At 72.3% G+C, this 24,426-nt stretch carries 22 protein-coding genes and 1 tRNA gene; 8 read left to right on the forward strand and 15 right to left on the reverse strand.

Annotation, left to right across the window (positions count from 1 at the left end):
- The first annotated feature begins 44 nt into the window (after positions 1 to 44).
- Together ACZ63H_RS01145 and ACZ63H_RS01150 are read left to right on the forward strand one after the other, a co-directional pair.
- A complete protein-coding gene (locus tag ACZ63H_RS01145; RefSeq protein WP_469860893.1) occupies positions 45 to 257 on the forward strand; it encodes a helix-turn-helix transcriptional regulator in 213 nt (70 codons plus the stop codon).
- Positions 254 to 1,618 (forward strand): tyrosine-type recombinase/integrase, encoded by a 1,365-nt coding sequence (locus tag ACZ63H_RS01150; RefSeq protein WP_469860895.1) that lies wholly within the window; start codon positions 254 to 256, stop codon positions 1,616 to 1,618. Before ACZ63H_RS01145 ends, ACZ63H_RS01150 begins: the two co-directional genes overlap by 4 nt.
- 153 nt (positions 1,619 to 1,771) lie before the next feature.
- Here ACZ63H_RS01150 and ACZ63H_RS01155 read toward each other — a convergent pair.
- Positions 1,772 to 1,853, reverse strand: a tRNA-Tyr gene (locus ACZ63H_RS01155).
- 227 nt (positions 1,854 to 2,080) lie between these two features.
- Here ACZ63H_RS01155 and ACZ63H_RS01160 point away from each other — a divergent pair.
- Positions 2,081 to 2,572, forward strand: coding sequence for a YajQ family cyclic di-GMP-binding protein (locus ACZ63H_RS01160; RefSeq protein WP_469860896.1), 492 nt, complete (start codon positions 2,081 to 2,083; stop codon positions 2,570 to 2,572).
- Between the two features lie 83 nt (positions 2,573 to 2,655).
- Here the strand turns inward: ACZ63H_RS01160 and ACZ63H_RS01165 are convergent, their stop codons facing one another.
- Positions 2,656 to 2,922 carry a GlsB/YeaQ/YmgE family stress response membrane protein gene (locus ACZ63H_RS01165; protein WP_467932593.1) on the reverse strand — a complete coding sequence of 89 codons (267 nt, stop codon included), beginning with the start codon at positions 2,920 to 2,922 and terminating at the stop codon, positions 2,656 to 2,658.
- A 157-nt stretch (positions 2,923 to 3,079) separates the two neighbouring features.
- Here ACZ63H_RS01165 and ACZ63H_RS01170 point away from each other — a divergent pair, with 157 nt between their 5' ends.
- Entirely contained in the window at positions 3,080 to 4,333 is a 1,254-nt protein-coding gene (locus ACZ63H_RS01170; protein WP_469860898.1) for an APC family permease, read from the forward strand.
- A gap of 53 nt (positions 4,334 to 4,386) precedes the next feature.
- Positions 4,387 to 4,788, forward strand: coding sequence for a YccF domain-containing protein (locus tag ACZ63H_RS01175; protein ID WP_469860900.1), 402 nt, complete (start codon positions 4,387 to 4,389; stop codon positions 4,786 to 4,788).
- Between the two features lie 729 nt (positions 4,789 to 5,517).
- On the opposite strand, the gene ACZ63H_RS01180 is transcribed toward ACZ63H_RS01175, so the two are convergent.
- Positions 5,518 to 6,054 (reverse strand): hypothetical protein, encoded by a 537-nt coding sequence (locus ACZ63H_RS01180; RefSeq protein ID WP_469860902.1) that lies wholly within the window; start codon positions 6,052 to 6,054, stop codon positions 5,518 to 5,520.
- Positions 6,055 to 6,338: 284 nt separating this feature from the next.
- On the opposite strand from ACZ63H_RS01180, the gene ACZ63H_RS01185 reads away from it, so the two are divergent.
- The gene (locus tag ACZ63H_RS01185; protein WP_469860904.1) at positions 6,339 to 8,933 is read left to right on the forward strand and encodes an ATP-binding protein; all 2,595 of its coding nucleotides are present in this window, start codon (positions 6,339 to 6,341) and stop codon (positions 8,931 to 8,933) included.
- Between the two features lie 23 nt (positions 8,934 to 8,956).
- Here ACZ63H_RS01185 and ACZ63H_RS01190 read toward each other — a convergent pair whose 3' ends face one another.
- The 12 genes from ACZ63H_RS01190 to ACZ63H_RS01245 form a co-directional block, all read right to left on the reverse strand.
- Positions 8,957 to 9,409 (reverse strand): hypothetical protein, encoded by a 453-nt coding sequence (locus ACZ63H_RS01190; RefSeq protein ID WP_469860905.1) that lies wholly within the window; start codon positions 9,407 to 9,409, stop codon positions 8,957 to 8,959.
- A 199-nt stretch (positions 9,410 to 9,608) separates the two neighbouring features.
- Positions 9,609 to 10,472 (reverse strand): zinc metalloprotease HtpX, encoded by an 864-nt coding sequence (htpX, locus tag ACZ63H_RS01195; RefSeq protein WP_469860906.1) that lies wholly within the window; start codon positions 10,470 to 10,472, stop codon positions 9,609 to 9,611.
- 192 nt (positions 10,473 to 10,664) lie between these two features.
- The gene (locus tag ACZ63H_RS01200; RefSeq protein WP_469860908.1) at positions 10,665 to 12,182 is read right to left on the reverse strand and encodes an NADH-quinone oxidoreductase subunit N; all 1,518 of its coding nucleotides are present in this window, start codon (positions 12,180 to 12,182) and stop codon (positions 10,665 to 10,667) included.
- Positions 12,179 to 13,753, reverse strand: a complete 1,575-nt coding sequence (locus tag ACZ63H_RS01205) for an NADH-quinone oxidoreductase subunit M (RefSeq protein ID WP_469860910.1) — start codon at positions 13,751 to 13,753, stop codon at positions 12,179 to 12,181. The genes ACZ63H_RS01200 and ACZ63H_RS01205 overlap by 4 nt, the downstream gene beginning before the upstream one ends.
- A 6-nt stretch (positions 13,754 to 13,759) precedes the next feature.
- Positions 13,760 to 15,754 (reverse strand): NADH-quinone oxidoreductase subunit 5 family protein, encoded by a 1,995-nt coding sequence (locus ACZ63H_RS01210; RefSeq protein ID WP_469860912.1) that lies wholly within the window; start codon positions 15,752 to 15,754, stop codon positions 13,760 to 13,762.
- Positions 15,751 to 16,131, reverse strand: a complete 381-nt coding sequence (nuoK, locus tag ACZ63H_RS01215) for an NADH-quinone oxidoreductase subunit NuoK (protein WP_469860914.1) — start codon at positions 16,129 to 16,131, stop codon at positions 15,751 to 15,753. Before nuoK ends, ACZ63H_RS01210 begins: the two co-directional genes overlap by 4 nt.
- Positions 16,131 to 16,709, reverse strand: a complete 579-nt coding sequence (locus ACZ63H_RS01220) for an NADH-quinone oxidoreductase subunit J family protein (protein WP_469860916.1) — start codon at positions 16,707 to 16,709, stop codon at positions 16,131 to 16,133. Before ACZ63H_RS01220 ends, nuoK begins: the two co-directional genes overlap by 1 nt.
- A complete protein-coding gene (locus tag ACZ63H_RS01225) occupies positions 16,706 to 17,257 on the reverse strand; it encodes a NuoI/complex I 23 kDa subunit family protein (protein ID WP_467932606.1) in 552 nt (183 codons plus the stop codon). Before ACZ63H_RS01225 ends, ACZ63H_RS01220 begins: the two co-directional genes overlap by 4 nt.
- A 2-nt stretch (positions 17,258 to 17,259) precedes the next feature.
- Positions 17,260 to 18,228, reverse strand: a complete 969-nt coding sequence (locus tag ACZ63H_RS01230) for a complex I subunit 1/NuoH family protein (RefSeq protein WP_469860919.1) — start codon at positions 18,226 to 18,228, stop codon at positions 17,260 to 17,262.
- Positions 18,225 to 19,901, reverse strand: a complete 1,677-nt coding sequence (locus ACZ63H_RS01235) for an NADH-quinone oxidoreductase subunit C (RefSeq protein ID WP_469860921.1) — start codon at positions 19,899 to 19,901, stop codon at positions 18,225 to 18,227. The genes ACZ63H_RS01230 and ACZ63H_RS01235 overlap by 4 nt, the downstream gene beginning before the upstream one ends.
- Positions 19,898 to 20,500 (reverse strand): NADH-quinone oxidoreductase subunit B, encoded by a 603-nt coding sequence (locus ACZ63H_RS01240; RefSeq protein WP_469860923.1) that lies wholly within the window; start codon positions 20,498 to 20,500, stop codon positions 19,898 to 19,900. Before ACZ63H_RS01240 ends, ACZ63H_RS01235 begins: the two co-directional genes overlap by 4 nt.
- Complete coding sequence (locus ACZ63H_RS01245; RefSeq protein ID WP_030778387.1) at positions 20,491 to 20,910, reverse strand: NADH-quinone oxidoreductase subunit A; 420 nt, start codon at positions 20,908 to 20,910, stop codon at positions 20,491 to 20,493. Before ACZ63H_RS01245 ends, ACZ63H_RS01240 begins: the two co-directional genes overlap by 10 nt.
- 233 nt (positions 20,911 to 21,143) lie before the next feature.
- Here ACZ63H_RS01245 and ACZ63H_RS01250 point away from each other — a divergent pair, with 233 nt between their 5' ends.
- Positions 21,144 to 22,352 (forward strand): sensor histidine kinase, encoded by a 1,209-nt coding sequence (locus tag ACZ63H_RS01250; RefSeq protein ID WP_469860925.1) that lies wholly within the window; start codon positions 21,144 to 21,146, stop codon positions 22,350 to 22,352.
- 354 nt (positions 22,353 to 22,706) lie between these two features.
- Entirely contained in the window at positions 22,707 to 24,032 is a 1,326-nt protein-coding gene (locus ACZ63H_RS01255; protein WP_469860974.1) for a sensor histidine kinase, read from the forward strand.
- The last annotated feature ends 394 nt before the right edge of the window (positions 24,033 to 24,426 follow it).

Below are 24,426 nucleotides of genomic sequence, written 5' to 3' on the forward strand. Positions count from 1 at the left end.
CCTCCCCTTCGTCTGTCCTCCTGCTGTCCCAAGGAGATTCCGGCATGACCACCCCGTCTTCCCGCCGGCGGCGTACGCCGAAGGACGAACTGTTGCCCCTGCGTGACGTCCTAGAAGAACTCGGCATCAGCCGACCCACCTGGTACCGATGGCGCGACCGCGGCTACGGGCCCGAGGCCCGTCGCACCCCGTCCGGCCGAATCTGCGTGCGTCGAAGTGCCCTGGACGCCTTCAAAGACGAATTGGAAGCCGCGTGACCGAGTGGAGCTACACCGTCAAGATATGGGCTATCCGCAAGCGTGAGTACCGGAAGCCCTATCAAGTCCGCTGGAAGGTGGGCACACGCCCGCACGCGGAGTCTTTCCTCACCCTGGGCCTGGCGGAGAGCCGCCGGGCCCAGCTCATCACCGCGGCTCGTGAGGGTGAGCCGTTCGACGTCGACAGCGGGCTACCGAAGTCCCTGGTCGTGAAGAAGCGGGATATCTCGTGGTACCAGCACGCCCGCAATTACATCGAAATGAAGTGGGTCCACTCCCCCGCCTCGACACGCCGCACGCTGGCCGAAGCGATGGCGACCGTGACGCCCGTCTTCGTGAAGGACACGAAGGGCATGCCGGACTCCAGAGTCGTGCGACGCGCCCTGTATAGCTGGGCGTTCAACAAGAACCGTTGGGACGAGGAGCCCCCGGGCGACGTGGTCAAGGTTCTCGGGTGGTTCGAGCGCAAGTCGCTGCCCATGTCGTCCTTGTCGGATCTCCTGTTGATACGGGCCGCGCTCAATGCGGTGTCGCTGAAGCTGGACGGGGAGACCGCCGCAGCGGGGACCATCAGCCGTAAGCGCGCTATCTTTTTCAACTCGCTGGAATTCGCTGTGGAGTCCGAACTCCTCGCCGACAATCCACTTACCCGCCTCAAGTGGAAGGCGCCAGAGCAGGTAGAAGAGGAAGTCGACCCCGAATGCGTGCCGAATCCCGAACAGGCAGCCAAGCTCTTGGCCGCCGTACGGGACCAGAGTCCGCGTGGCCGTCGCCTCACGGCGTTTTTCGGGTGCATCTACTACGCGGCGGCGCGGCCGGCCGAAGTCATCGGTCTGCGTCGCCGTGACTGTGACCTCCCCCAACGGGGGTGGGGGCTGCTCCGTCTGAGGGAAACCCGCCCACGCTCGGGGAGGGCCTGGACGGACAGCGGTGAGGCGCACGACAAAAGGGGACTGAAGCACCGCCCCCGACGAGCTGTCCGGCCAGTACCGATCCCGCCTGAACTGGTCGCCCTGCTGCGATGGCACCTCACTGCTTACGGCACCGCCCCGGACGGCCGCGTGTTCCAGACCCTGCGTGGCGGACTGGTCCAGGACACGGGCTACGGGGAGGTCTGGGCCGAGGCACGGGCGCGAGCCCTCGCCCCTGAGGAGTTCGAGTCCACGTTGGCCAAGCGTCCGTATGATCTTCGCCACGCTGCGGTGTCCACCTGGCTCAGCTCCGGGCTGGAGCCCCAGCTAGTGGCCAAGCGTGCCGGCCAAAGCGTGGGGGTGCTCTTCCGGGTGTACGCCAAGTTCCTCAAGGACGGAGACGAGGCGGCGAACGCCAAGATCTCCGCCCGGCTGAGGCGGGCCGGATGACCGGCCGCAGAAACCGTCCACGGTCCGTCCACGCGCATCGAGACGGGGCGTTCGAACGCGAGACAGCGTGAGACAGTCCCCTGATCACTGGGGAGTACGACGATGGCCCCGTGATCTGCTGTTTACGCAGATCACGGGGCCATCGTTCCCGTGTGGCGGCGCCAGGATTCGAACCTGGGAAGGCTGAGCCGGCAGATTTACAGTCTGCTCCCTTTGGCCGCTCGGGCACACCGCCGGGTGGCGCTGCCGCGTCGAACCCGCTTTCGGCGGTGTTCCCCGGCAACGACGTAAACAATACCCGATGCACCGGGGTGCTTCGCCACCCGGTTGATCTCCGCATCCGGGGGTGCGGGGTGGCTAGGCTGGTGCGGATGCGGCCCGGTGGATCACCGGGCCCGGCGGTCGCCGCCGCGCACACCGGCACCCACCCCATTCGCACCCCGATACAAGGAGCCACAGGACATGGCCGACTCCAGTTTCGACATCGTCTCGAAGGTCGAGCGGCAGGAGGTCGACAACGCCCTCAACCAGGCCGCCAAGGAGATCTCCCAGCGCTACGACTTCAAGGGCGTGGGGGCCTCGATCAAGTGGTCCGGCGAGGACAAGATCCTCTTGGAGGCCAACTCCGAGGACCGGGTGAAGGCCGTCCTCGACGTCTTCGAGTCCAAGCTCGTCAAGCGCGGCATCTCGCTGAAGGCGCTGGAGGCGGGCGAGCCCCAGCTCTCCGGCAAGGAGTACAAGATCTTCGCGACGATCCAGGAGGGCATCTCCCAGGAGAACGCCAAGAAGGTGGCGAAGATCATCCGCGACGAGGGCCCGAAGGGCGTGAAGGCGCAGGTCCAGGGTGACGAGCTGCGCGTCAGCTCCAAGAGCCGTGACGACCTCCAGACCGTGATCGCCCTCCTGAAGGGCAAGGACTTCGACTTCGCGCTCCAGTTCGTGAACTACCGCTAGGCGCACGGAGAGGGAAGGGCGGACACCGTGGGGTGCCCGCCCTTCCGTGCTGTGCGCACCGTCCGCGGCGCCTCCGGCCGCGGTCAGTCGCGGGAGTTGCCGAACAGGAGGCGGTAGGCGATCAGCAGCACCAGGGAGCCGCCGATGGCCGCCGCCCAGGTCGCGCCGTCGTAGAAGTGCTTGCTGATCGGGTGGTCCAGCCAGCGCGCCGAGATCCAGCCGCCGAGGAACGCGCCCGCGATGCCGATGACGGTCGTGCCGATGAAGCCACCGGGGTCGCGGCCCGGCAGCAGGACCTTGGCGATGGCTCCGGCCAGCAGTCCCAGGATGATCCAACCGATGATGCCCATGCCGTGAACCTGCCCTTCCGCGCCGTGTCCGCACCGTCCTCGCCCCGGGCTTTCGCCCGGGCCCGGCGAGCGGCACGCGCGCGTGTCCGTGCCGTGTCGGGGAGGAAGACGCCGGCGGCCCGTCCCCCGGTTGCCCGCGCTCAGTAGGGTGCGGCGCATGACACGTACGGACGGCGGTCTGCGCCGCGGCCTGGGCGTGCGGGACGCCGTGGTCATGGGCCTGGGCTCGATGATCGGCGCCGGGGTCTTCTCCGCGCCGGGGCCCGCCGCGCGCGTGGCCGGGTCCGGGCTGCTCGCCGGGCTCGCCGTCGCCGCCGTGGTGGCCTACTGCAACGCGCGTTCCTCCGCCCGGCTGGCCGCCCGCCACCCGGCCTCCGGCGGCACGTACGTGTACGGCAGGGAGCGGCTGGGCGCCTTCTGGGGGTACCTCGCCGGCTGGGCCTTCGTGGTCGGCAAGACGGCGTCCTGCGCGGCCATGGCGCTCACCGTGGGCGCGTACGTGTGGCCGGGGCAGGCGCACGCGGTGGCGGTCGCCGCCGTGGTGGCGCTGACCGCCGTGAACTACGGCGGAATCCAGAAGTCGGCGTGGCTGACGCGGGGCATCGTGGCCGTCGTCCTGGCCGTCCTCGCGGCCGTGGTCGTGGTGTGCCTGGCCTCCGGGGAGGCGGACGCCGCACGGCTGACGGCCGCACCGCCGGCGGACCCGGGCGGGGTGCTCCGGGCGGCCGGGCTGCTGTTCTTCGCGTTCGCCGGGTACGCACGGATCGCCACCCTCGGGGAGGAGGTGCGCGATCCGGCGCGCACGATCCCCCGGGCGATCCCGCTGGCCCTGGGGATCGCCCTGGTGGTGTACGCCGGTGTGGCCGTGGCGGTGCTCGGGGTGCTCGGCGCGGGCCGGCTCGGGCACGCGGCGGCGCCGCTGGCCGACGCGGTGCGGGCGGCCGGGGCGCCGGGGCTGGTGCCGGTGGTGCGGGCCGGGGCGGCGGTGGCGGCGCTGGGTTCGCTGCTGGCGCTGATCCTCGGGGTCTCCCGTACGACGCTCGCCATGGCCCGCGACGGACATCTGCCGGGCACGCTGGCGGCCGTCCACCCCCGCTTCCGGGTGCCGCACCGGGCGGAGGCGGCGGTGGGCGCGGTGGTCGCCGTGCTGGCCGCCACGGTGGACGTGCGCGGCGCGATCGGCTTCTCGTCCTTCGGCGTGCTCGCCTACTACGCCGTCGCCAACGCCTCGGCCTGGACGCTGAGCACGGCACCGCGCGCCCGCGTGGTGCCCGCGGTGGGCCTGCTGGGCTGCGCGGCGCTGGCCTTCGCGCTGCCCCCGGCCTCGGTGGCCGCCGGCGCGGGCGTGCTCGCCCTGGGTGCCGCCGCCTATGGCGGGCGGCGGTGGCGGGCGGGCCGGGGCGAAAGGTGACGCGCGACGGCGGCAGGTATGCCGGCGGGCCCGTCTGGAGAGGTATACCGGACATGAAGGTTTTCAACCTGCTGCTCAATATCCTGTGGCTTCTTCTCTGCGGGCTCTGGATGGCGATCGGTTACCTGGTCGCCGCCCTGATCTGTTTCGTCCTGATCGTCACCATTCCGTTCGGCATCGCGTCGCTGCGCATCGCCGGGTTCGTCCTCTGGCCGTTCGGCCGTACCACTGTGCAGAGGCCGGGTGCCGGGGCGCCGTCGTGCGTCGGCAATGTCATCTGGCTGGTCTTCGCGGGCTGGTGGCTCGCGCTGGCCCACCTGGTCACGAGCATTCCTCTTTTCCTGTCGGTCGTCGGCATTCCCTTCGGCTGGGCGAACCTGAAGCTCATCCCCCTCTCGCTCATGCCGCTGGGACAGGAGGTCGTGCCCACGGACGAGGCGTTCGGCGGCCGCTGATCCCGCCTCCCTTGTCGCCGGCTCCGCTGGATTCCGTCCCGGCGGCGTCCGACAATGGGATTGCGCGGATTGCGCCCGCGCGAGGCGGTGGATCGAAAGGCAGGGCCCATGAGGACGAGCACACGGCACGCCCATTGTGTTCTCGCGGTGTCCGCACTCGGTGTTTTCCTGGCCTGCGGTGCCGCGTCCGGCGCCGCCGAAACCGCTTCGGCGGCCGCCCCGGCTCGTGTCGCGTCGCACTCGGGCCAGTCGGAACGCGGTTGCGACGAGGTCTGGGGTGACGGCGGCTGTGACACCTCCGGCGACCGGCCGAGCGGAGTTCTCAGGCGCCCGTCGTAGCGCTCGGACGAATGTCGTCCAGGCTGTCGACGAGAATCACGGACAGCGGATGTGAGGGCTTGGGCACCTGGATGAGAAGAGGCACGTACACCACGTCTCCGTGCCTGAACTCGGCCTTCCAGGACTGCCGGTAGCACACGACTTCGTCCGGGTCGTTCCGCGTCGCGTAGCACCGAGTCGTCGACTTCAGCGGTGTGGCCTGCGGGTTCTGCGCCAAGGCGGTGGCGCTACTCGCCGTGGCCCCCCATCCGCCCCACACCAGACAGCAGGTGGCCGCAGCTACGAGGCCGCCTCTGCGCACGGTTTCTTTCCTCGTTTTGATCACCCCGCACGAACGCGGCGGTCCGGCGGCCGGGGGACTGTGCGCTCCCGGCCGCCGGACCGTCAAGTTCAGCCGTTGTTGTTATTGTTGTTGTTGTTCCCCCCTCCACCGTTATTATTGTTGTTATTGTTGTTGTTCCCACCCCCGCCGTTGTTGTTGTTATTGTTGTTGTTGTTCCCACCTCCGCCGTTGTTGTTATTGTTATTGTTGTTGTTCCCGCCTCCACCGTTGTTGTTATTATTGTTGTTATTGTTTCCGCCCCGACCTCCGTTATTGTTGTTGTTATTGTTGTTGTTTCCGCCCCGCCCGCCGTTGTTGTTGTTATTGTTGTTGTTGTTCCCGCCTCCGCCGTTGTTGTTATTGTTGTTGTTGTTGTTTCCGCCTCGGCCTCCGTTGTTGTTGTTGTTATTGTTGTTGTTCCCGCCCCGGCCTCCGTTGTTGTTGTTATTGTTGTTGTTGTTCCCGCCGTGGTCGCTCGGCGCCGTCGCGTGGGTTCCTGTGGGTGCCGGGGTAGCGAAGGCGCTCGACGGCGCCAGGGCGCCTCCTGCGGCCAGGGCTGCCGATGCGGCTATCAGAGCCGCACGCTTGGCATACTTGTTCGCCATGATGTTTCCTTTCCGAGGGATATGGACGTCGCAGATCGGCAGTCCATTAGGCACAGGAAGCTCTCCGATGCCCGGGTCTGAAACTCTTCGCCCAGCATGCGCGGCCATGAACGGCGGGCGCATCGGGTGAGCACCCCAAGTTCCGCTCCCCGCACCCCACGTCCGTCCCCGGCACACCCCACACCCCGCCCCGGCAGCCCACGTTCCAGCCCGGCCGACCGGCCCGGTCTTGATCGGTCCGGATCTTTTGCACCGCTCCGGCCGCAGGAGGAAACTGGCCGGTGATGGACCTTCTGGAGCGGGAGACCGTGCTCCGGGACCTCGCCGGTCACCTGAAGGCCGCCGTGAGTGGTCCCGGGCGCCTGGCCCTTGTCCGCGGGGAGGCCGGAATCGGCAAGTCCGCCGTCGTCCGCCGTCTCGCCCAGGTGACCGATCCGCACATCCGCGTCGTGATCGGTGCCTGCGACCCGCTCGCCACCCCCCGCCCGCTGGGCCCGCTGCTGGACTTGGCCCCGCACCTGGGCCGCGAGGTGCGCACCGCCCTGACGGGTGCGCTGACCGGCGCCTGCCGTTCCGACGAGGTCTACGACTGTCTGCTCGCCGACCTGAGCGCCTACCCCAGCCTGCTGGTCGTCGAGGACATCCACTGGGCCGACGAGGCCACGCTGGACCTGCTGCGTTACCTGGCCCGCCGACTGCCGAACGTCCCGGCACTGGTGCTGGCCACCTACCGCGACGACGAGATCGGCCGCACCCACGACGTGACCGCTCTCCTCGGCACCCTGGCCGGCTATCCGTGGGTGTACCGGCACGATCTGACCCCCCTGAGCCGCCGGGCCGTCGCGCGGCTGGCCACCGGGCACGCCGTGGACACCGAGCATCTGTACCGCGTCTCGGCCGGCAACCCGTTCCTCGTCACCGAGATCCTGGCCGCCCCCGCCGAAGCCGTCCCGGCCACGGTGCGCGAGGCCGTGGCGGGCCGCCTGGCGTGCCTGTCGGCCACGGCGCGCAGGGTGGTCGACGTACTGGCCGTCCTGGGGGCCCGGGTCCCGCTGCCCCTGTTGGCCGACATCCTGCCGGCCCCGGAGGAAGCCCTGGACGAGGCCGTGGCCTGCGGAATAGTGCGCACCCACGGACAGGTGACCGAGTTCCGCCACGAGCTGACCCGGCTGGCGGTGCTGGAGGCCGTGCCCGCCGCCTCCCGCCTGCGGATACACCGGCAGGTGCTGGCGGCGATGCGGTCCGGCCCGGTCGCCGAGGAGGATCTGCCGCTGCTGGCCGATCACGCCGCCGGCGCCGGGGACCCGGCCGCCGTGCTGCGGTACGCGCCCGTGGCCGCCGCCCGTGCCGCCGCGCTGGGCGCACACCGGGAAGCCGCCGACCAGTACGCCCATGCCCTGCGGTACGCCGACCGCCTGCCGCCCGGGCAGCGGGTCTCCCTGCTGGAGGGCCATTCGCAGGCCTGTCTCCTGTCGAGCCGGCTGGACGAGGGGATCGTGTCCCTCCGCGCGGCGGTGGGGCTGCGCCGCGCGGAGGGCGACCGGTTGCGCGAGGGGGAGAACCTGCGCCGGCTGTCCTGCTGGCTGTGGCCGGCCGGGCGGACCGCGGAGGCCAGGCGGACCGGCCTCGACGCGGTGCGGGTGCTCGAAGGGGTGACGCCGCCCGGCCGGGAGCTGGCGCTGGCCTACCTGAACCTCTGTCAGCTGGCCTGTTACCGGCACGAAGGCGAGGCGGCGGTCGCCCTGCACGCCGGGAAGGCGACCGCTCTGGCCGAGCGCTCCGGTGACACGGCCGTGCCCGTCCAGGCGCGCTTCCACACCGCGGCGGCACGCGTACTGCGCGAAGGGCGCGGCTGGGAGGAGTGCGAGCGGGCGGCATCGGACGTGATGGCCGCGGACCTGCCGCTGGAGGCGGGCCCGCTGACCCTCCTCATGTGCTGGCTGGCCGCATTGCGACGGGACACCGTCCGGACGGCCGCGGCCGTGAGCCGGGCGGAGGACTACTGCCTCGATCACGACCTGCCGGCCTACCTACTGTGCGCACGGGCCTGGGGCGGCTGGGGACTGCTGAACCGGGGATCGTGGACGCGGGCCGCCGATGCCGCGCGGCAGATCCTGGCCCATCCGGGCCCGCCGCCGGTCGCGCGGGCCCTGGCACTGACCGTGCTGGGCCTGGTTCGGGCGCGACTGGGCAGGCCCGAGGCGTGGCCGCCACTGGACGAGGCGGCGCGCTCGGTCGACCAGGGCTGCCTGCGGGACACGGGGCTGGGGTGGGAGGCACGGGTCGAGGCCGCCTGGCTGACCGGTGACCACGAGCGGGTTCGGGCGGAGGCCCGCAGCGGTCTGGCCGCGCTGGCGGACCGTACCCATCCCTGGCTGTCCGGACCCCTCGCCTGTTGGATCCGCCGCGCCGGAGGCGAGCCCCCGCAGGTCCCGGCCGCCGGACCCTACGCGCTGGAACTGGCCGGCGACTGGGCCGGCGCCGCGGCACGCTGGGACGACCTCGGCTGCCCCTACGACGCCGCGCTGGCCCGTCTGTCCGGTGACGCGTCCGCGCTGCGCCAGGCCATGTCCGCCTTCGAGGCCCTGGGCACCCGGCCGGCCGTGGCCCGCACCCGCTCCCTGATGCGCGTCCGCGGGATCCGCCCGGTCCGGCAGGGCCCGCGGTCGGCCACCCGGGCCAATCCCTACCGGCTCACCAACCGGGAGATGGACGTCCTGAAACTGCTGGACGAGGGTCTCTCGGACGCCGAGATCGCCACTCGCCTCTACATCAGTCCCAAGACCGTCGGCCATCACGTGGGCGCCGTACTGACCAAGCTGGGAGTCCACAGCCGCCACGAAGCCGCCCGGAAGCACCGCGGCCCGGAACGCGCATAGGGCTCCGCGACGGATTCCTCACGTCAGCCGAATTTGCAGTTGATGTTCTGACTGCCGGTGAAAGTGTTGTTCCCCTGCGCGACCTGCCCCGTCGGGTAACAAATCTGAAGGAGCGGCGGGATGCCGAGGAGGGAGAGGAGTCCACCGCCGCCCTGCGCCGCGGTACCGGCGAGGATGTTGTTGTTATTGGTGTTGTTGTTCGTGTTCACGCCGCCATTGTTGTTGTTATTGTTGTTGTTGTTCACCCCGCCGTTGTTGTTGTTATTGTTGGTGTTGTTGTTGGTGTTCGTGGTGCTCTCGGTTTCGGTGCCTCCCGTGCCCGCCTGCCCCATCCGGTAGGGACCCTGGAGCAGTGACGTCACACCCAGGCGGGACAGGAGTCCCGCGTCGCCCTGCGCCTGTGCGCCGCCGGCACTGAAGAGCACCACCGTGATCGCGGCGGTGCTGATCGTGGCGAACCGCTTGGTGAGCTTCACTCGGCCAACCTTTCGTCGTCCCTGGTGCCGCATTACCAGTGGACAGGATGGCTACGGCCGGGCGGAGCGATCACCAGGCGCGCGGCAGTGCCCGCGTTTTCCCCCGTACAGCCTCAGGGTTCCGCGCGGCTCGCCGGACCGGAAAACAACGGCCGCCGCACGGGGGAATGCCTCCGTGCCCGGTCGGCCGGGACGGTCCTCATCCATGACCGCCGGCCATCTTTTCGAGCCGGGCGATGCGCTCCGCCATGGGCGGGTGCGTGGAGAACATCCTGGACATTCCCTGGCCCGGGCGGAAGGGGTTGGCGATCATCATGTGGCTCGCCGTCTCGATCCGGGGCTCGGGCGGCAGCGGAAGCTGCTTGGTGCCCGTCTCCAGCTTGCGCAGCGCGCTGGCGAGGGCGAGCGGGTCGCCGGTGAGCTGGGCACCGGAGGCGTCCGCCTCGTACTCCCGGGAACGGCTGATGGCCAGCTGGATCAGGGAGGCGGCGAGCGGGCCGAGGATCATGATCAGCAGCATGCCGAACAGGCCGGGGCCCTCGTCGTCGTCCGAGCGGCCGACGGGGATCAGCCAGGCGAAGTTCACCAGGAACATGATCACGGAGGCGAGCGCGCCGGCGACCGAGGAGATGAGGATGTCCCGGTTGTAGACATGGCTCAGTTCGTGGCCGATGACGCCGCGCAGCTCGCGCTCGTCCAGCAGGCGCAGGATGCCCTCGGTGCAGCACACGGCCGCGTTGCGCGGGTTGCGGCCGGTGGCGAAGGCGTTCGGGGCCTCCGTCGGCGAGATGTACAGCCGGGGCATGGGCTGGCGGGCCTCGGTGGACAGCTCGCGCACCATTCGGTACAGCGCCGGGGCCTCGAACTCGCTGACCGGGCGGGCACGCATCGCGCGCAGGGCCAGCTTGTCGCTGTTCCAGTACGCGTACGCGTTCGTGCCCAGCGCGACCAGGACCGCGACGACCAGTCCCGCGCGGCCGAAGAAGCTGCCGATGACGATGATGAGTGCGGACAGCCCCCCGAGGAGTACGGCCGTCCTGAGCCCGTTGTGCCGGCGGTGCACGGTGCGCGCCCTCCAAGTCGTGCTGCTGGGAACACTCTGATCCAGTGGACCCTCCCGCCCCTGACAACGGCGGGCGGAGCCCACGAGTTCCCGCGCGCCCCCGGCCGCCCTCCCCTGCCGGGCGGGTGACGTGCTCGTTCGGCCGTACGCGCGCGGAGGGGTACGGGTGCCCCGCGCGCGCGTGACGACTCCTCAGAACAGTCCGGTGGCCGCGAACCGCAGGACCAGCTGGGGCGCTCCGGACAGGGCGACGCCCAGGACCCCGGTGAGGGCGAGGGCGGCCGTGACCGGCGCCGGGACCCGGTGCCGGGCGGGCTCGCCCTCCGGGGCGCGGAACAGCAGGGCCGTCCACTGGAGGTAGTAGAAGAGGGCGATCACGACGTTGACGGCCATGACGACGGCGAGCCAGCCGAGGCCCGCGTCGACGGCCGCCGAGAACACGGTGACCTTGGCGAACAGCCCGATGACGCCCGGCGGCAGCCCGGCCAGGCACAGCAGGAAGAAGGCCAGCAGCAGCGCGCTGAGGGGGTTGGTGGCGTACAGGCCCCGGTAGTCGGCGATCCGGTTCAGCGCCCGGCCGCGGCCCACCACGGCGGCCACCGCGAAGGCACCGAGGTTCACGGCGGCGTACATCAAGGCGTACGCGACGGTGGAGCCGATCGCCCGCTCGGCGTCCCCGGTGTATCCGGCGGCGGCGATCGGCACCAGCAGATAACCGGCCTGGCCGACGGAGGACCAGGCGAGCAGCCGTACGGCGCTGTACGCGCGCGTGGCCCGCTGGCGCAGGGCGGCGACGTTGCCGACGGTCATGGTGAGGGCGGCCAGGGCGGCGAGCGCGGGCCCCCAGACGTCGGCGTACGACGGGAACGCGACGACGGTGACGAGGATCAGCCCGGAGAAGCCGACCGCCTTGCCGACGACCGACAGATAGGCGGCGACGGGCAGGGGCGCGCCCACGTAGGTGTCGGGCACCCAGAAGTGGAAGGGCACGGCGGCCGTCTTGAAGGCGAAGCCGACGAGGGTGAGGACGACGCCGGTCTGGGTGAGGGTGTGCAGCTGTCCGTCGACGTGCGGCAGGCGCTCGGCGACCTGGGTGAGGTAGAGGGTGCCGGTGGAGGCGTAGACGAAGCTGATGCCCATCAGGCTGACCGCGGTCGCGGTGACCGAGGACAGGAAGAACTTCAGGGCGGCCTCGGAGGACCGCTCGTCGCCGTGCCGGATGCCGACGAGGGCGAACGCCGGCAGGGAGGCGACCTCCAGGGCGACGATCAGCGTGGCCAGGTCGCGGGATGCGGGCAGCAGGGCGGCGCCGGCCGCGGAGGACAGCAGCAGGAACCAGAACTCGCCCGCCGGGACGCGCCGCCGTTCGTCGTCCAGGTGGGTGACGGACAGCAGGGCGGCGAGCAGGGCGCCGCCGAGCACGAGGAACTGGATGACAAGGGTGAAGTGGTCGGCGGTGTAGCTGCACGCGCGCGCGGGGCCACCGGTGCAGAAGGTGCTGCGGTCGCCGTCCAGGAGGGGCGGCAGCAGCGCGGTGGCCGCCGCGAGTCCGGCGACCGAGACCCAGCCGAGCACGGCCTTGCGGGGCTCGGGGACGAACAGGTCGGCGACGAGGACGGCGAGCGCCACGAGGGCCGTGAGGGTGGGCGGGGCGATCGCGAGCCAGTCGACGGACTGGACCAGCGACTCGGCAAGCGGCTGGGCGCTCATCGGGTGCCTCCTGCGAGGAGCTGCTGCACGGCCGGGTCGGTCAGACCCAGCAGGGCCCCCGGCCACAGTCCGGCGAGGACGGTGAGGGCGACCAGCGGGGTCCAGGCGGCGAACTCGTACCCGTGGACGTCGGCGAGCTTCGCCGCCTCCCGCTCGGTGCCGCCCATGCAGACGCGGCGGACCACGATCAGCATGTAGGCGGCCGTCAGCAGGGTGCCGAACGCGCCGATCGCCATGAAGGTGAGGAAGGCCGGCCGGCTGAGGCCGGCGGCGGGCCGGAAGGAGCCGAACAGGGCCAGCATCTCGCCCCAGAACCCGGCGAGTCCGGGCAGGCCGAGGGAGGCGACCGCGCCGAAGGCGAGGAGGCCGCCGAGGCGCGGGGCCCGGCCGTAGAGGGCGGCGCCGGTCTCCTCGGCCAGGGCGTCCAGGTCGGTGCTGCCGGTGCGGTCCTTGAGGGCTCCGACCAGGAAGAACAGCAGGCCGGTGATGAGGCCGTGGGCGATGTTGGCGAACAGGGCGCCGTTCACGCCGGTCGGGGTGGTGCTGGCGATGCCGAGCAGGACGAAGCCCATGTGGCCGACGGAGGAGTAGGCGATCAGCCGCTTGAGGTCGCCCTTGGCGCCCTGCCGGGCGAGGGCGAGGCAGGCCAGGGATCCGTAGACGATCCCGACGACGGCGAACGCGGCGAGGTACGGCGCGAAGGTGCGGAACCCGTCCGGTGCCACCGGCAGCACGATGCGGACGAAACCGTACGTGCCCATCTTCAGCAGGACACCGGCCAGCAGTACCGAGCCGACGGTCGGCGCGGCGGTGTGGGCGTCGGGCAGCCAGCTGTGCAGCGGCCACATCGGCGTCTTCACCGCGAGCCCGACCCCGATCGCCAGAACGGCGATGACCTGCACGGATGTGGTCAGTGACCGGCCGTTGTCAGTGGCGAGTGCCACCATGTCGAACGTGCCCGCCTTGATCCCGATCAGGAGCAGGCCGAGCAGCATGACGACGGAGCCGAGCAGCGTGAACAGGATGAACTTCCACGCGGCCCGGGTCCGGCCCGCGCCGCCCCAGCGGGCGATGAGGAAGTACATCGGGATGAGCACCGTCTCGAACGCGAGGAAGAACAGCAGCAGGTCCAGCACGGCGAAGGTGGCGAGGGTGCCGGACTCCAGCAGGAGCAGGAGCGCGACGAACGCCTTCGGGGCCGGGCCCGCGGGCGGCTTGAAGTAGGAGTAGAGCGCGCACAGGAAGGACAGCAGCGCGGTCAGGACCAGGAGGGGGAGGGAGATGCCGTCGGTGCCGAGGTGGATCCGCACGTCCAGCGCGGGGATCCAGCTGATGTCGGTCGTGGCCTGCATCCTCGACGGGTGGTCGTGGTCGAAGCCGAGCGCGAGGACGATCGCGGCGATCAGGACGACGCCGGTGACGGTCACGCCGTGCCGCAGCACGGCCTGCCCGGGTGACTTCCCCTTCAGTCCGGGCGGGGCCGGGAGGAGCGCGGCGACGGCGCCGAGGAGCGGGCCGGCGACGACGAATGCCAGAAGGAACTGCATCACGGACTCGTTGATATCGATCACGCCTGCTCACGCTCCCGTGGCGACGAGGAGGACGGCGACCGCCAGGACGACGGTGCCGGCGAGCAGCGCGCTCACATAGGTCTGCACATTGCCGGTCTGCGCGCGCCGTACGGCGGCCCCGAGCAGCCGGGGCAGGGCGGCGGCGCCGCGCACGTAGGTGTCGACGACCTCGCGGTCCAGGAACCGGACGAGGCTCGCCCCCGCCTGGACCGGGCGGACGAACAGCGCCGTGTACACGGCGTCCAGGTGGAAGCCGGCCGCGGCGGGCCGGTGCAGCGGGCCGAGCAGCAGCCGTCCGGGGTCCGCCGGGTCGGGCGCGAGGGCGATGTCGCCGTAGGCCGGCTCGTGGGTCGCGATGGCCTCGGCCTCGACCAGGCCCGCGTCGCCCTCGGGGTGGGCGGCGACCGCGCCCAGCGGGGAGCGAGCGGCGAGCGCGGTGGTGCGCTGCCAGGCGCCGTAGGTGAGCAGTCCGCCGACCAGGGCGAGGCCCGTGCCGAGGATGGAGGTGAGCGGGGTCGGGGTCAGGCCGCGGCCGTCGAACCAGTCGGGCAGGACGCGGTAGGCGAGCCCGCCGAGGGCGAGGGAGGGGATCGCCAGGACCCACAGCACCACGGTCATCGTCGGCGGCTGGCGTCCGTGATCGGGGGCCTCGGTGCCCCGGCCGCGGAAGGCGAGCAGCCACAGCCGGGCGGCGTACGCGGCGGTCAGCAGGGCGGTGAGCAGACCGGCGGCGAGCACGATCCAGCCGGCGGCGCCGGGGGCGTGCCCGGTGTGGCCCTGAGCGACGTGTTCGGCGGCGCCGAGGACGGACTCCTTGGAGAAGAAGCCGCTGAACGGGGGGACCGCGGCGAGCGCGAGCAGCGCCACGGTCATCGTCCAGTAGGCGTCCGGCACGCGGTCGCCGAGGCCCCGCATGCGGGACATGGCGGCCAGCGAGTTGGTGCCGGCGGCGTGGATGACCACACCGGCGGCGAGGAACAGCAGCGCCTTGAAGGCACCGTGGGTGAGGAGGTGGAAGACGGCGGCACCGCGGTCGCCGACGGCGAGGGCACCGGTCATGTAGCCGAGCTGGCCGACGGTCGAGTAGGCGAGGACCCGCTTGATGTCGTCCTGGGCGAGCGCGGCGAGGGCGGATCCGGCCATCGTGACGGCGGCCATGACGGCGAGGACCACCATCGCGGCCCGGGACGCCTCGAACAGCGGAAGGAGCCGGGCGACGAAGTAGACACCGGCGGCGACCATCGTGGCGGCGTGGATCAGCGCCGAGACGGGCGTCGGGCCCGCCATCGCGTCCGGGAGCCAGGTGTGCAGCGGGAACTGCGCCGACTTGCCCGCGACGCCCGCGAGCAGCAGCAGCGCGATCGGCGTCGGGTGGTCGATGCCGCCGCTGGTGACGGCGCCGAGGACGCGGGTGATGCGGAACGACCCGGCGTCGCCGGCCAGGGCGAACAGGCCGATGAGGAAGGGGACGTCGCCGAGCTTGGTGACCAGGAATGCCTTCAGGGAGGCGGCGCGGGCCTCGGGGGTCTCCCAGTAGTGGCCGACCAGGAAGTAGGAGCAGATGCCCATCACTTCCCAGCCGACCAGCAGCACGATCAGGTCGCCGGAGTAGACGACCAGGAGCATCGCGGAGGTGAACAGGGAGACGAGCGCGGCGTACGACGGGTAGCGCGGGTCGTCGCGCAGGTAGCCGGTGGAGTAGATCTGCACGCAGGCCGCGACGCAGGCGACCAGGACGGCGACGAGCGCGGCGAAGCCGTCGATGTGCAGGGCCAGCTCGATGGGCACGGACCCGGTGGGCGTCAGCTCGGTGCCGGCGTCGACGGCCGCGCCGCCGCCCTGGCGCACGGCGACCAGCGCGGCCAGGACCAGCGAGGCCAGCGGCGGCAGCACGGCGAGCGGGCGGACGAAGCCGGGGGCGGTGCGGCCGAGCAGCAGGCCGGCCGCACCGCCCAGGAACGGCAGGAGGGGGACGAGGACGGCGAGGGTGGTCGTGGTCACGCGGTGGCCTCAGCCTTCTCGGCCGCGGGGTCGTCGCCGTCGGGGCCTTTCGCGTCGGGGCCCTCGGCGGTGTCGCGGAGCCTGTCGATGTCGGAGGTGCCGCGGTTGCGGTACACCGCGAGCACGATCGCGAGGCCGATGCCGATCTCGGCGGCGGCGATGGCGATGGTGAACAGGGTCAGCGCCTGCCCGGAGTGCAGGGTCTCCTTCGCGGTCCGGCTGAGCCACACGTCGAAGGCGACCAGGTTGAGGTTGACGGCGTTGAGCATCAGCTCGACCGACATGAGGACCAGGATCGCGTTGCGGCGGGCGAGGACGCCGTACAGACCGGTGCAGAACAGGAGGGCGGACAGGACGGCGGGGTAGGCGAGGTGCATCAGCGGGCGCCTGCCTTCCCGGGGGCCGCGGGCACGGCGTCGGCCTTGGCCTTGCGGGACAGCACGATCGCGCCGACCAGTGCCGCGAGGAGCAGCACGGACAGGGCCTCGAACGGCAGCACCCAGTGCCGGAACAGGCTCGCGCCGGTGACCTCGGTGGTGCCGGCGGCCGGGCCGTCGAGATCGATCCAGGTGGTGCGGAAGGCGTCCGCGACCACCCACACCAGGGCGACGGCGGCGACGGCCGCGACGGTCAGCGCGGCCGGGCGGTTGCCGGAGTCGGCGTCCGGGGAGCGGCCGATCGGGGCCTTGGTGAGCATCAGCCCGAACAGCAGGAGGACGACGACGGAGCCGACGTAGATCAGGACCTGCACCCAGGCGATGAACTCGGCCGTGAGCAGCAGGTACTCCACGGCGAGGCCGCCGAGCGCGACCACCAGCCACAGGGCGGCGTGGACCAGCTGCCGGGTGGTGACGGTGATCAGCGCGGCGCCGAGGGTGACCAGGCCGACGAGCAGGAACGCGATCTCGACGCCGGTCGGGGACAGGAAGCCCTGGGGGGCCTGGGCGAGCGTCACGACGTGCCCTCCCCCGGCTCCGCCTGAGCGGCGGCCAGCTTCTCGGCGGTCTTGCGGGCCGCGGCGATCTCCTTGGGTTCCTCGGCACCGGGGTCCAGGGCGGGCGGGGCCGGCACGGTCCACATCCACTCGCGGAGCTTGTCCCGCTCGTGGGTGAGGTCGCGGATGTCGGTCTCGGCGTACTCGAACTCCGGGGACCAGAACAGCGCGTCGAACGGGCAGACCTCGATGCAGATGCCGCAGTACATGCACAGGGAGAAGTCGATCGCGAACCGGTCGAGGACGTTGCGGCTGCGTTCCCGGCCGCCGGGGGCGGCGGGCGGGACGGTCTCCTTGTGGGAGTCGATGTAGATGCACCAGTCCGGGCACTCGCGGGCGCACAGCATGCAGACCGTGCAGTTCTCCTCGAACAGCCCGATCACCCCGCGGGTGCGGGGCGGCAGCTCGGGCAGGGCGTCCGGGTACTGCTCGGTGACGGTCTTCCTCGTCATCGTGCGCAGGGTGACGGCCAGGCCCTTGGCGAGGCCACTGCCGGGAAGGGGGGCCATGGTTACTGGATCACCACCTTGACGATGCCGGTGAGGGCGATCTGGGCGAGGGAGAGGGGGACGAGGAGGGTCCAGGACAGTTTCTGCAGCTGGTCCTCGCGCAGCCGCGGATAGGTCACGCGGAGCCAGATCACCAGGAAGGCGAGGATCGCGGTCTTCAGCAGGGTCCACACCCAGCCGAGGCCGTCGGCGCCCCACGGGCCGTGCCAGCCGCCGAGGAAGAGGACGGTGGTCAGGCCGCACAGGACGACGATGCCGGCGTACTCGGCGAGCAGGAACAGGGCGAAGCGCAGGCCGGTGTACTCGGTGTAGGCGCCGAAGATGATCTCGGAGTCGGCGACCGGCATGTCGAACGGCGGGCGTTGCAGTTCGGCGAGTCCGGCGACGAAGAAGACGATCGCGCCGACGATCTGCCAGGGCAGCCACCACCAGTGGAAGGCGTGCAGGATGCCGGGCAGGGAGACGGTGCCGGCCGCCATCGCGACCGAGGCCGCGGCCAGCAGCATCGGCAGTTCGTAGGCGAGCAGCTGGGCGGCCGTGCGCAGGCCGCCGAGCAGGGAGAACTTGTTGGCGCTGGCCCAGCCGGCCATCAGCGAGCCGAGCACGCCGACGCCCATCACCGCGAGGACGAAGAACACGCCGGCGTCCAGGACCTGGCCGACGGCGCCCTCGCCCGGGCCGATCGGGATGGCGAGCAGCACGAGGAGGTACGGCAGCAGGGCCACGGCGGGGGCGAGCTGGAAGACGCGGCGGTCGGCGCCGGCCGGGACCACGTCCTCCTTCTGCGCGAACTTCACCCCGTCGGCGACCAGCTGGGCCCAGCCGTGGAAGCCGCCGGCGTACATCGGGCCCAGGCGGCCCTGCATGTGCGCCATCACCTTGTGCTCGGTCTGGCCGACAATCAGCGGGAAGGTGAGGAAGACGACGAACACGACGAGGAGCCGCAGCGCGACGTCCAGCACGTCGTTCACTGCGGGCCTCCTGAGGGGTCGGGGTTGTCGGGGGTGATCGGGGGCCGGGGGGTGGCGGGCCGGGACTCGGGGGCCGGTTCGGGTCGGGGTGCCTGACCCGGCTCGGATGCCTCACCGGACTCGGGGGCCGGTTCGGGTCGGGGTGCCTGACCCGGCTCGGATGCCTCACCGGACTCGGGGGCCTCACCGGACTCGGGGGCCTGGCCGGACTCGGGGGCCTGGCCGGACTCGGATACCCGACCGGACTCGGATGCCTGATCGGACCCGGGTACCTGACCGGACGCGGGGGCCTGGCCGGACGCGGGTACCTGGCCGGGCTCGGAAGCCTCACCGGACTCAGGTTCCCGGGCCTTGCGAGATGCCGGCTGGGGAGCCGGGTCCGGCTGGGGTGCGGGCTTGGCTTCCGTCTCCCGGGCCGGTGCCTGCCGCGGCTCCGACCGCGACTGCGGCTCCGACTCCGGCTCGCGCTTCGGCGCCGGTTCCGGGGCGCGCTCACGCTGCGGCTCGTCGGCGGGGGCCGGCTCCGTCGTCCTTCGCGGCTCCGGTTCCGGGGTGGGTTCCGGTTCGCCGAAGGCCGGGCGGGCGTGGTGCCAGGGGGCGTCCGCGCTGCGCGGGGCCCCGGCGCGCTGGGAGGCCGAGCCCTCCGAGGCGCTGCGGGCGCGGCGCGGCGGGGTGGGCGCGGTACCGGGCTCGTAGGCCACCGAGGCCTCGGCGGCCGGGCCCTCCGTCGGCCCCTGCGCCGCCGCACCCGTGGCATCGCCCTCGGCCGCGGCCTGCTGGTGCGTCGCCGCGTCCTGGGCCCGGGCCGCCGCCTGGCTCGCCGAACCCTCGCTCGCGCTCCGCGCCCGGCGCGGCCACGCGGGACCGTCCGCACCCGCAACAGCGGCACCGGGCTGGGCCGTCTGGCTCGCCGAACCCTCGCTCGCGCTGCGCGTCCGACGCGGCCGTGCGGGAGCGCCCGCACCCGCCTCCGGGGTCGCGGGTGCGGCCTGGGCCGCCTGGCTCGCCGAGCCCTCCGACGCCGAGCGGGTGCGGCGTACCGGGCGGTCGGCTGCCGGGCGGGCCGTCGCCGTTCTGGCCGGGCGGGCCGGGGCCGGGGGGAGCTGGCCCTTCAGGGGGCCCCATTCGTTGGGGTCGGGGACGCCGGGGGGCAGCATCTGGCGGCGCTTGGGGCCGCCGTGCTCGGACTCGCCCGGCTCCTTCGCGCCCGGCCACGCCTTGGCGACGCGCGCGGCGAGGACGAAGTCCTTGCGGAGGGGGTGGCCCTCGAAGGTCTCCGGGAGGAGGAGGTGCTCCAGCCCCGGGTGGCCCTCGAAGACGACGCCGAACATCTCGTGGGTCTCGCGCTCGTGCCACCCGGCGCCCGCGTAGACGCCGACGGCGGACGGCAGGACGGGCGCCTCGTGCGGGACCGTCGTACGGACGAGGAGGCGGCGGACCGGGTGCAGGGCGACGACGTGCGCGGCGACCCGCAAGCCGGTGCCCGGTTCGTCGACCGCGCTCAGCCAGTCGAAGTAGGTGCAGGACAGGGTCGTACGGGCCGTCTCCAGGGCGGTGAGCCAGGCGGACGGCGGTACGTCCACGGTCAGGAGGTCGTACGCCTCCTCCGCCGTGGCGTCCGTGCCGAACAGCTCCTCGGCGGGGGCGGGCAGCCAGCCGGCGGACGTGCTCATCGCGGGCCCTCCTCGGCGGGCGGCGCCGGGGGCCGCACCAGCCCGCTCCGCAGGGCCGCGGCGGACGGCCGGGCGGGCCGGTCGCCGTACCGCTCCCCCAGCGACTCGCGGGCGATCTTCTCCTGGAGCTTGAGAATGCCCTGGAGCAGGGCCTCGGGGCGCGGCGGGCAGCCGGGGACGTAGACGTCCACCGGGATGATCTGGTCGACGCCCTTGGTGACGGAGTAGGAGTCCCAGTAGGGGCCGCCGCAGTTGGAGCAGGCCCCGAAGGAGATGACGTACTTCGGCTCGGGCATCTGCTCGTACAGCCGCTTGACGGCCGGGGCCATCTTGTCCGTGACCGTGCCGGACACGACCATCAGGTCGGCCTGGCGGGGGCCCGGCGCGAAGGGGATGACGCCGAGGCGGATGAAGTCGTGGCGCGCCATCGACGCGGCGATGAACTCGATCGCGCAGCAGGCGAGGCCGAAGTTGAACACCCACAGCGAGTAGCGGCGGCCCCAGTTCAGGACCACCTTCATCGGTTCGGGGGCGAGCCGTGCCAGCGCCCCCAGCCGCTTGGGCTCGGGCAGGAGAACGGGGTCCGGGTTCACGTCCATGCCAGGACGCCCTTCTTGTATGCGTAGAGCAGGCCCACGGCGAGGAAGCCGAGGAAGACGAACATCTCCACCAGGGTCGCCGCGCCGTAGCCGGGGGCGGCGAAGACCGTCGCCCAGGGGAACAGGAAGATCGAGTCGACCGCGAAGATCACGTAGAGGAAGGCGTAGACGTAGTAGCGGACCTGGGTGTGGGCCCAGCCCTCGCCGACGGGGTCGACACCGCACTCGTAGGTGAGCAGCTTCTCCGGGGTCGGCACGACCGGGCGGAGCAGGCGGCCGGCGCCGAAGGCGACCGCGACGAACAGCACGCCGACGACGGCGAGCAGCCCTACCACCGAGTAGGACCGGAAGTAGCCGGCCGCGACGACGTGCCCCGCGGCGACCGCCGAGTCTCCCAACGTCTCCCGCACCGTGGCGTCCCTCGCTCCCTGACCTCGTGACCGTGGTGATCTCAGTGCACCGGGTGATGCCTCGTGATTCGAGGATCTGTACGCACGCGAGTCTAGGCCCTGATAAAGAGCGGGTAAGCGGCCCGTCACGCCGCGGGACAAACCGGACGGGCCGGGGGTGGGGTTTTCCCCCGGCGGGGCAGGGCGGTGTACCGCATGGCGGGAACGGTGCCGGGCACGGCAGGCTGACCAGCATGACCGCTCCCAGCCCCGCCGCCGCCCCGAGCGCCGGCACCGACGCAGACGACGGACCCGACGGCTCGCACCGGCTGCCCCCGCCCCGCCCGGCCTACGACGCGCACACCTGGAAGGAGATCGCGCACCTGCTGCTGAACCTGCCGGTGGCGGTGTTCGGCTTCACGTACGCGTTCACCGTGCTGGCCGTCGGCGGCGCCCTCACCGTCACCGTGATCGGGCTTCCGCTGCTCGCGTTCTGCCTGCTCGTCTCCCGGCGGCTGGGCAAGGTGGAGCGGGCCCGGGCCCGGGCGCTGCTCGGGGTGCGGGTGGAGGAGCCGTCGCCGCTGCCGTTCGCCCGGAGCGGGGGGCCGGTGCAGCGGGTGTGGATGGCGCTGAAGGATCCGGTGGGCTGGCGCACCCTGCTGTACGACGTGATCCGGCTGCCGTGGGGCATCCTCACCTTCGTCACCGTGCTGACCTCGCTGTTCGTGCTGTGGCCGGTGCTGCCGTACCTGGCGCGGCTGATGGCGAACCTGGACCGGGCGATGGTGCGCGGGCTGCTGTCGCCCTCGGACGAGCTGGAGCGCCGGATCGCCGAACTGGAGTCCGACCGCGGGGTCGTGGTGGACACGGCGGCGGCGGACCTGCGCCGGATCGAGCGGGACCTGCACGACGGGGCCCAGGCCCGGCTGGTCAACCTGGCGATGGGGCTGGGTCTGGCCAAGGAGAAGCTGATGGAGGACCCCGACACGGCGGCGGCGATGGTGGAGGAGGCGCACGGCGAGGTGAAGCTGGCCCTCCAGGAGCTGCGCGATCTGGCCCGGGGCATCCACCCGGCCGTGCTCACCGACCGCGGCCTGGACGCGGCGCTCTCGTCGGTCGCCTCCCGCTGCACGGTGCCGGTGAAGGTGAGCGTGGACCTGCCGGCCCGGCCGGCGGCGGCCATCGAGGGCATCGCCTACTTCACCGTCTCCGAGCTGCTGCAGAACGTCAGCAAGCACAGCGGGGCCCGCACCGCCTCGGTCGACGTCTGGCGGGCGGACGACCGGCTGATCCTCCAGGTCCGGGACGACGGCCGGGGCGGCGCCCGGCTCGACGCGGGCAGCGGCATGCGGGGCCTCGCGGAGCGGCTGGGCGCGGTGGACGGCCTGTTCGTGGTCGACTCCCCGGCCGGCGGGCCCACGGTGGTGACGGCGGAACTGCCCTGGCGGGACCGGCAGGAGTAACCGCCGCGTCGGGGCCGGGGCCGGGTACGGCGGCCGGGCGGCCTCGCACGGCCCCCGGACGGGCCGTACGCGGGACCGGAACCGGCCGACCGGCCGGCCGGCCGTACGCGGCACCGGCCGTACGCGGCACCGAACCGGCCGCGCACGGGGACCCCCGACCGGGCCGCTCGCGGGCTCCGGTCGGGCCGCCCGCAGGCCCGGCCGGGCCGGGCGGGGAGACCGGGGGGTCGGTACGGGGTGGGGAAAACCCCCCGTAGGAGACGCCGACGGCCTCCATGTCCCCGGAGCACGCGGCGGACCACCCTGGAAGTACGGCGGGACCACCGCATGGACGAGGAGAACGGGACGACACCGATGGCCACGGAGTACGGACAGGAGTACGCCTACCGGAGCGAGCGGCCGCACCGGCTGCCGGCCGGGCTGCGGGCGCCGTTCGAGGCGCGCAGCTGGCGGGAGTTCGGGTATGTGCTGCTGAGCCTGCCGGTCGCCGTCGTGCTGTTCTGCTGGACGGTGACGATGGTCTCCCTCGGCGCGGGCCTGCTGGTGACCTTCCTCGGCATCCCGGTGCTGGCGGCGGCGCTGGCCGGCTGCCGGGGCTTCGGGGTGCTGGAGCGGGCGCGGGCGCGCGGTCTGCTGGACGTGCGGGTGGCCGACCCGGAGCCGCTGCGTCCGGGCAAGCCGGGCCCGGTGGCCTGGATGGGCGCGGTCCTGAAGAGCGGTTCCTCCTGGCGGCAGGCGCTGTACACGCTGGTGCAGTTCCCGTGGGCGGTGTTCTCGTTCTCGGTGGTGGTGACCTTCTGGTCCCTCGGCTGGTCGCTGCTGACGTACCCGCTGTGGTTCTGGGTGCTCCCGGTCTACGCCGGCCAGAGCGGTATCCAGCTGTACGGCGACAGCCACCACAGCGTCTACGTGGACAACCCGTTCGAGATCGCGCTGGCCGCACTGGTCGGGCTGGTGTTCACGCTGGTCAACCCGTGGCTGGTGCGAGCGCTGACGACCGTGGACGGGCTGCTGGTGCGGGGGCTGCTCGGGCCGTCGCCGCTGTCGGCGCGGGTGGTGGAGCTGGAGTCGGACCGGGGCGCCGTGGTCGACACCGCCGCCGCCGATCTGCGCCGCATCGAGCGGGCGCTGCACGACGGCGCCCAGGCCCGGCTGGCCGGCCTGGCCATGGACCTGGGGCTGGCCAAGGAGAAGCTGCGGGAGGATCCGCGGGCGGCGGCGCGGATGGTGGAGGAGGCGCACGGCGAGGTGAAGACGGCCCTCCAGGAGCTGCGCGACCTCGCGCGGGGGATCCACCCGGCCGTGCTCACCGACCGCGGCCTGGACGCGGCGCTGTCGTCGGTCGCCTCCCGCTGCACGGTGCCGGTGCGGGTGGAGGTCGACCTGCCGGCGCGGCCGGCGGCGGCCATCGAGGGCATCGCCTACTTCACCGTCTCCGAGCTGCTGCGCAACGTCAGCGAGCACAGCGGGGCCCGCACCGCCTCGGTCGACGTGTGGCGGGCGGACGACCGGCTGATGCTCCAGGTGAGCGACGACGGCGTGGGCGGCGCGGACCTCGCCCGGGGCTCGGGGCTGGCCGGGCTCGCGGCCCGGCTGGACGCGGTGGACGGCCTCCTCGTGATCGACTCCCCGGCCGGCGGCCCCACCCGGGTCATCGCGGAACTCCCCTGGCGCACCTGAGCACCAGGCCGTGCGTACGGCCCCGGACGCGGCCCCGGCCCTGCCACGGCGGGGGCGCACCACCGGTCCCGGACCGACCGGTCCGGGACCGGCACCCCCGTGCCCGCCTCCGGACCCACCCCCGCCCCCGCCCCCTGCGAAGTCGGTCGCGGACCGACGGGCCCGGCCGGAAACCGGCGTGTCGGCGCCTGGGCGTTGCCCCTGGACGGCGGGCCCTTCCCCGTCACCGCCGGGGACAACCCGCCCAGCCCCGGATCTTTCCCCTGGCGCGGTCGGGGGTCAACGCGTCCGCTCCCTGATCTTTCCCCTGGTACGGCGGCGCTTCCGGCCGAAGCCTGGAATGCTGGTGGTCCGTAAGGCGGCGGGCGGCCGGGGGCGGACGCCGCCGTGACGG

Source organism: Streptomyces sp. NPDC104831 (genome assembly GCF_055583025.1).

What these genes read in the sequence shown, in the direction of transcription:
- ACZ63H_RS01165 (WP_467932593.1), bottom strand. Translation starts at nt 2,922, where the DNA reads ATGGGCATCATCGGTTGGATCATCCTGGGACTGCTGGCCGGAGCCATC.
- nuoK (WP_469860914.1), bottom strand. Translation starts at nt 16,131, where the DNA reads ATGCACCTCGCCTACCCCGCCGTCCTGTCCGCCCTCCTGTTCTGCACC.
- ACZ63H_RS01175 (WP_469860900.1), top strand. Translation starts at nt 4,387, where the DNA reads ATGAAGGTTTTCAACCTGCTGCTCAATATCCTGTGGCTTCTTCTCTGC.
- ACZ63H_RS01225 (WP_467932606.1), bottom strand. Translation starts at nt 17,257, where the DNA reads ATGGCCCCCCTTCCCGGCAGTGGCCTCGCCAAGGGCCTGGCCGTCACC.
- ACZ63H_RS01185 (WP_469860904.1), top strand. Translation starts at nt 6,339, where the DNA reads ATGGACCTTCTGGAGCGGGAGACCGTGCTCCGGGACCTCGCCGGTCAC.
- ACZ63H_RS01255 (WP_469860974.1), top strand. Translation starts at nt 22,707, where the DNA reads ATGGCCACGGAGTACGGACAGGAGTACGCCTACCGGAGCGAGCGGCCG.
- ACZ63H_RS01235 (WP_469860921.1), bottom strand. Translation starts at nt 19,901, where the DNA reads ATGAGCACGTCCGCCGGCTGGCTGCCCGCCCCCGCCGAGGAGCTGTTC.
- ACZ63H_RS01145 (WP_469860893.1), top strand. Translation starts at nt 45, where the DNA reads ATGACCACCCCGTCTTCCCGCCGGCGGCGTACGCCGAAGGACGAACTG.
- ACZ63H_RS01180 (WP_469860902.1), bottom strand. Translation starts at nt 6,054, where the DNA reads ATGGCGAACAAGTATGCCAAGCGTGCGGCTCTGATAGCCGCATCGGCA.
- ACZ63H_RS01250 (WP_469860925.1), top strand. Translation starts at nt 21,144, where the DNA reads ATGACCGCTCCCAGCCCCGCCGCCGCCCCGAGCGCCGGCACCGACGCA.
- ACZ63H_RS01160 (WP_469860896.1), top strand. Translation starts at nt 2,081, where the DNA reads ATGGCCGACTCCAGTTTCGACATCGTCTCGAAGGTCGAGCGGCAGGAG.
- ACZ63H_RS01170 (WP_469860898.1), top strand. Translation starts at nt 3,080, where the DNA reads ATGACACGTACGGACGGCGGTCTGCGCCGCGGCCTGGGCGTGCGGGAC.
- ACZ63H_RS01200 (WP_469860908.1), bottom strand. Translation starts at nt 12,182, where the DNA reads ATGAGCGCCCAGCCGCTTGCCGAGTCGCTGGTCCAGTCCGTCGACTGG.
- ACZ63H_RS01240 (WP_469860923.1), bottom strand. Translation starts at nt 20,500, where the DNA reads ATGGACGTGAACCCGGACCCCGTTCTCCTGCCCGAGCCCAAGCGGCTG.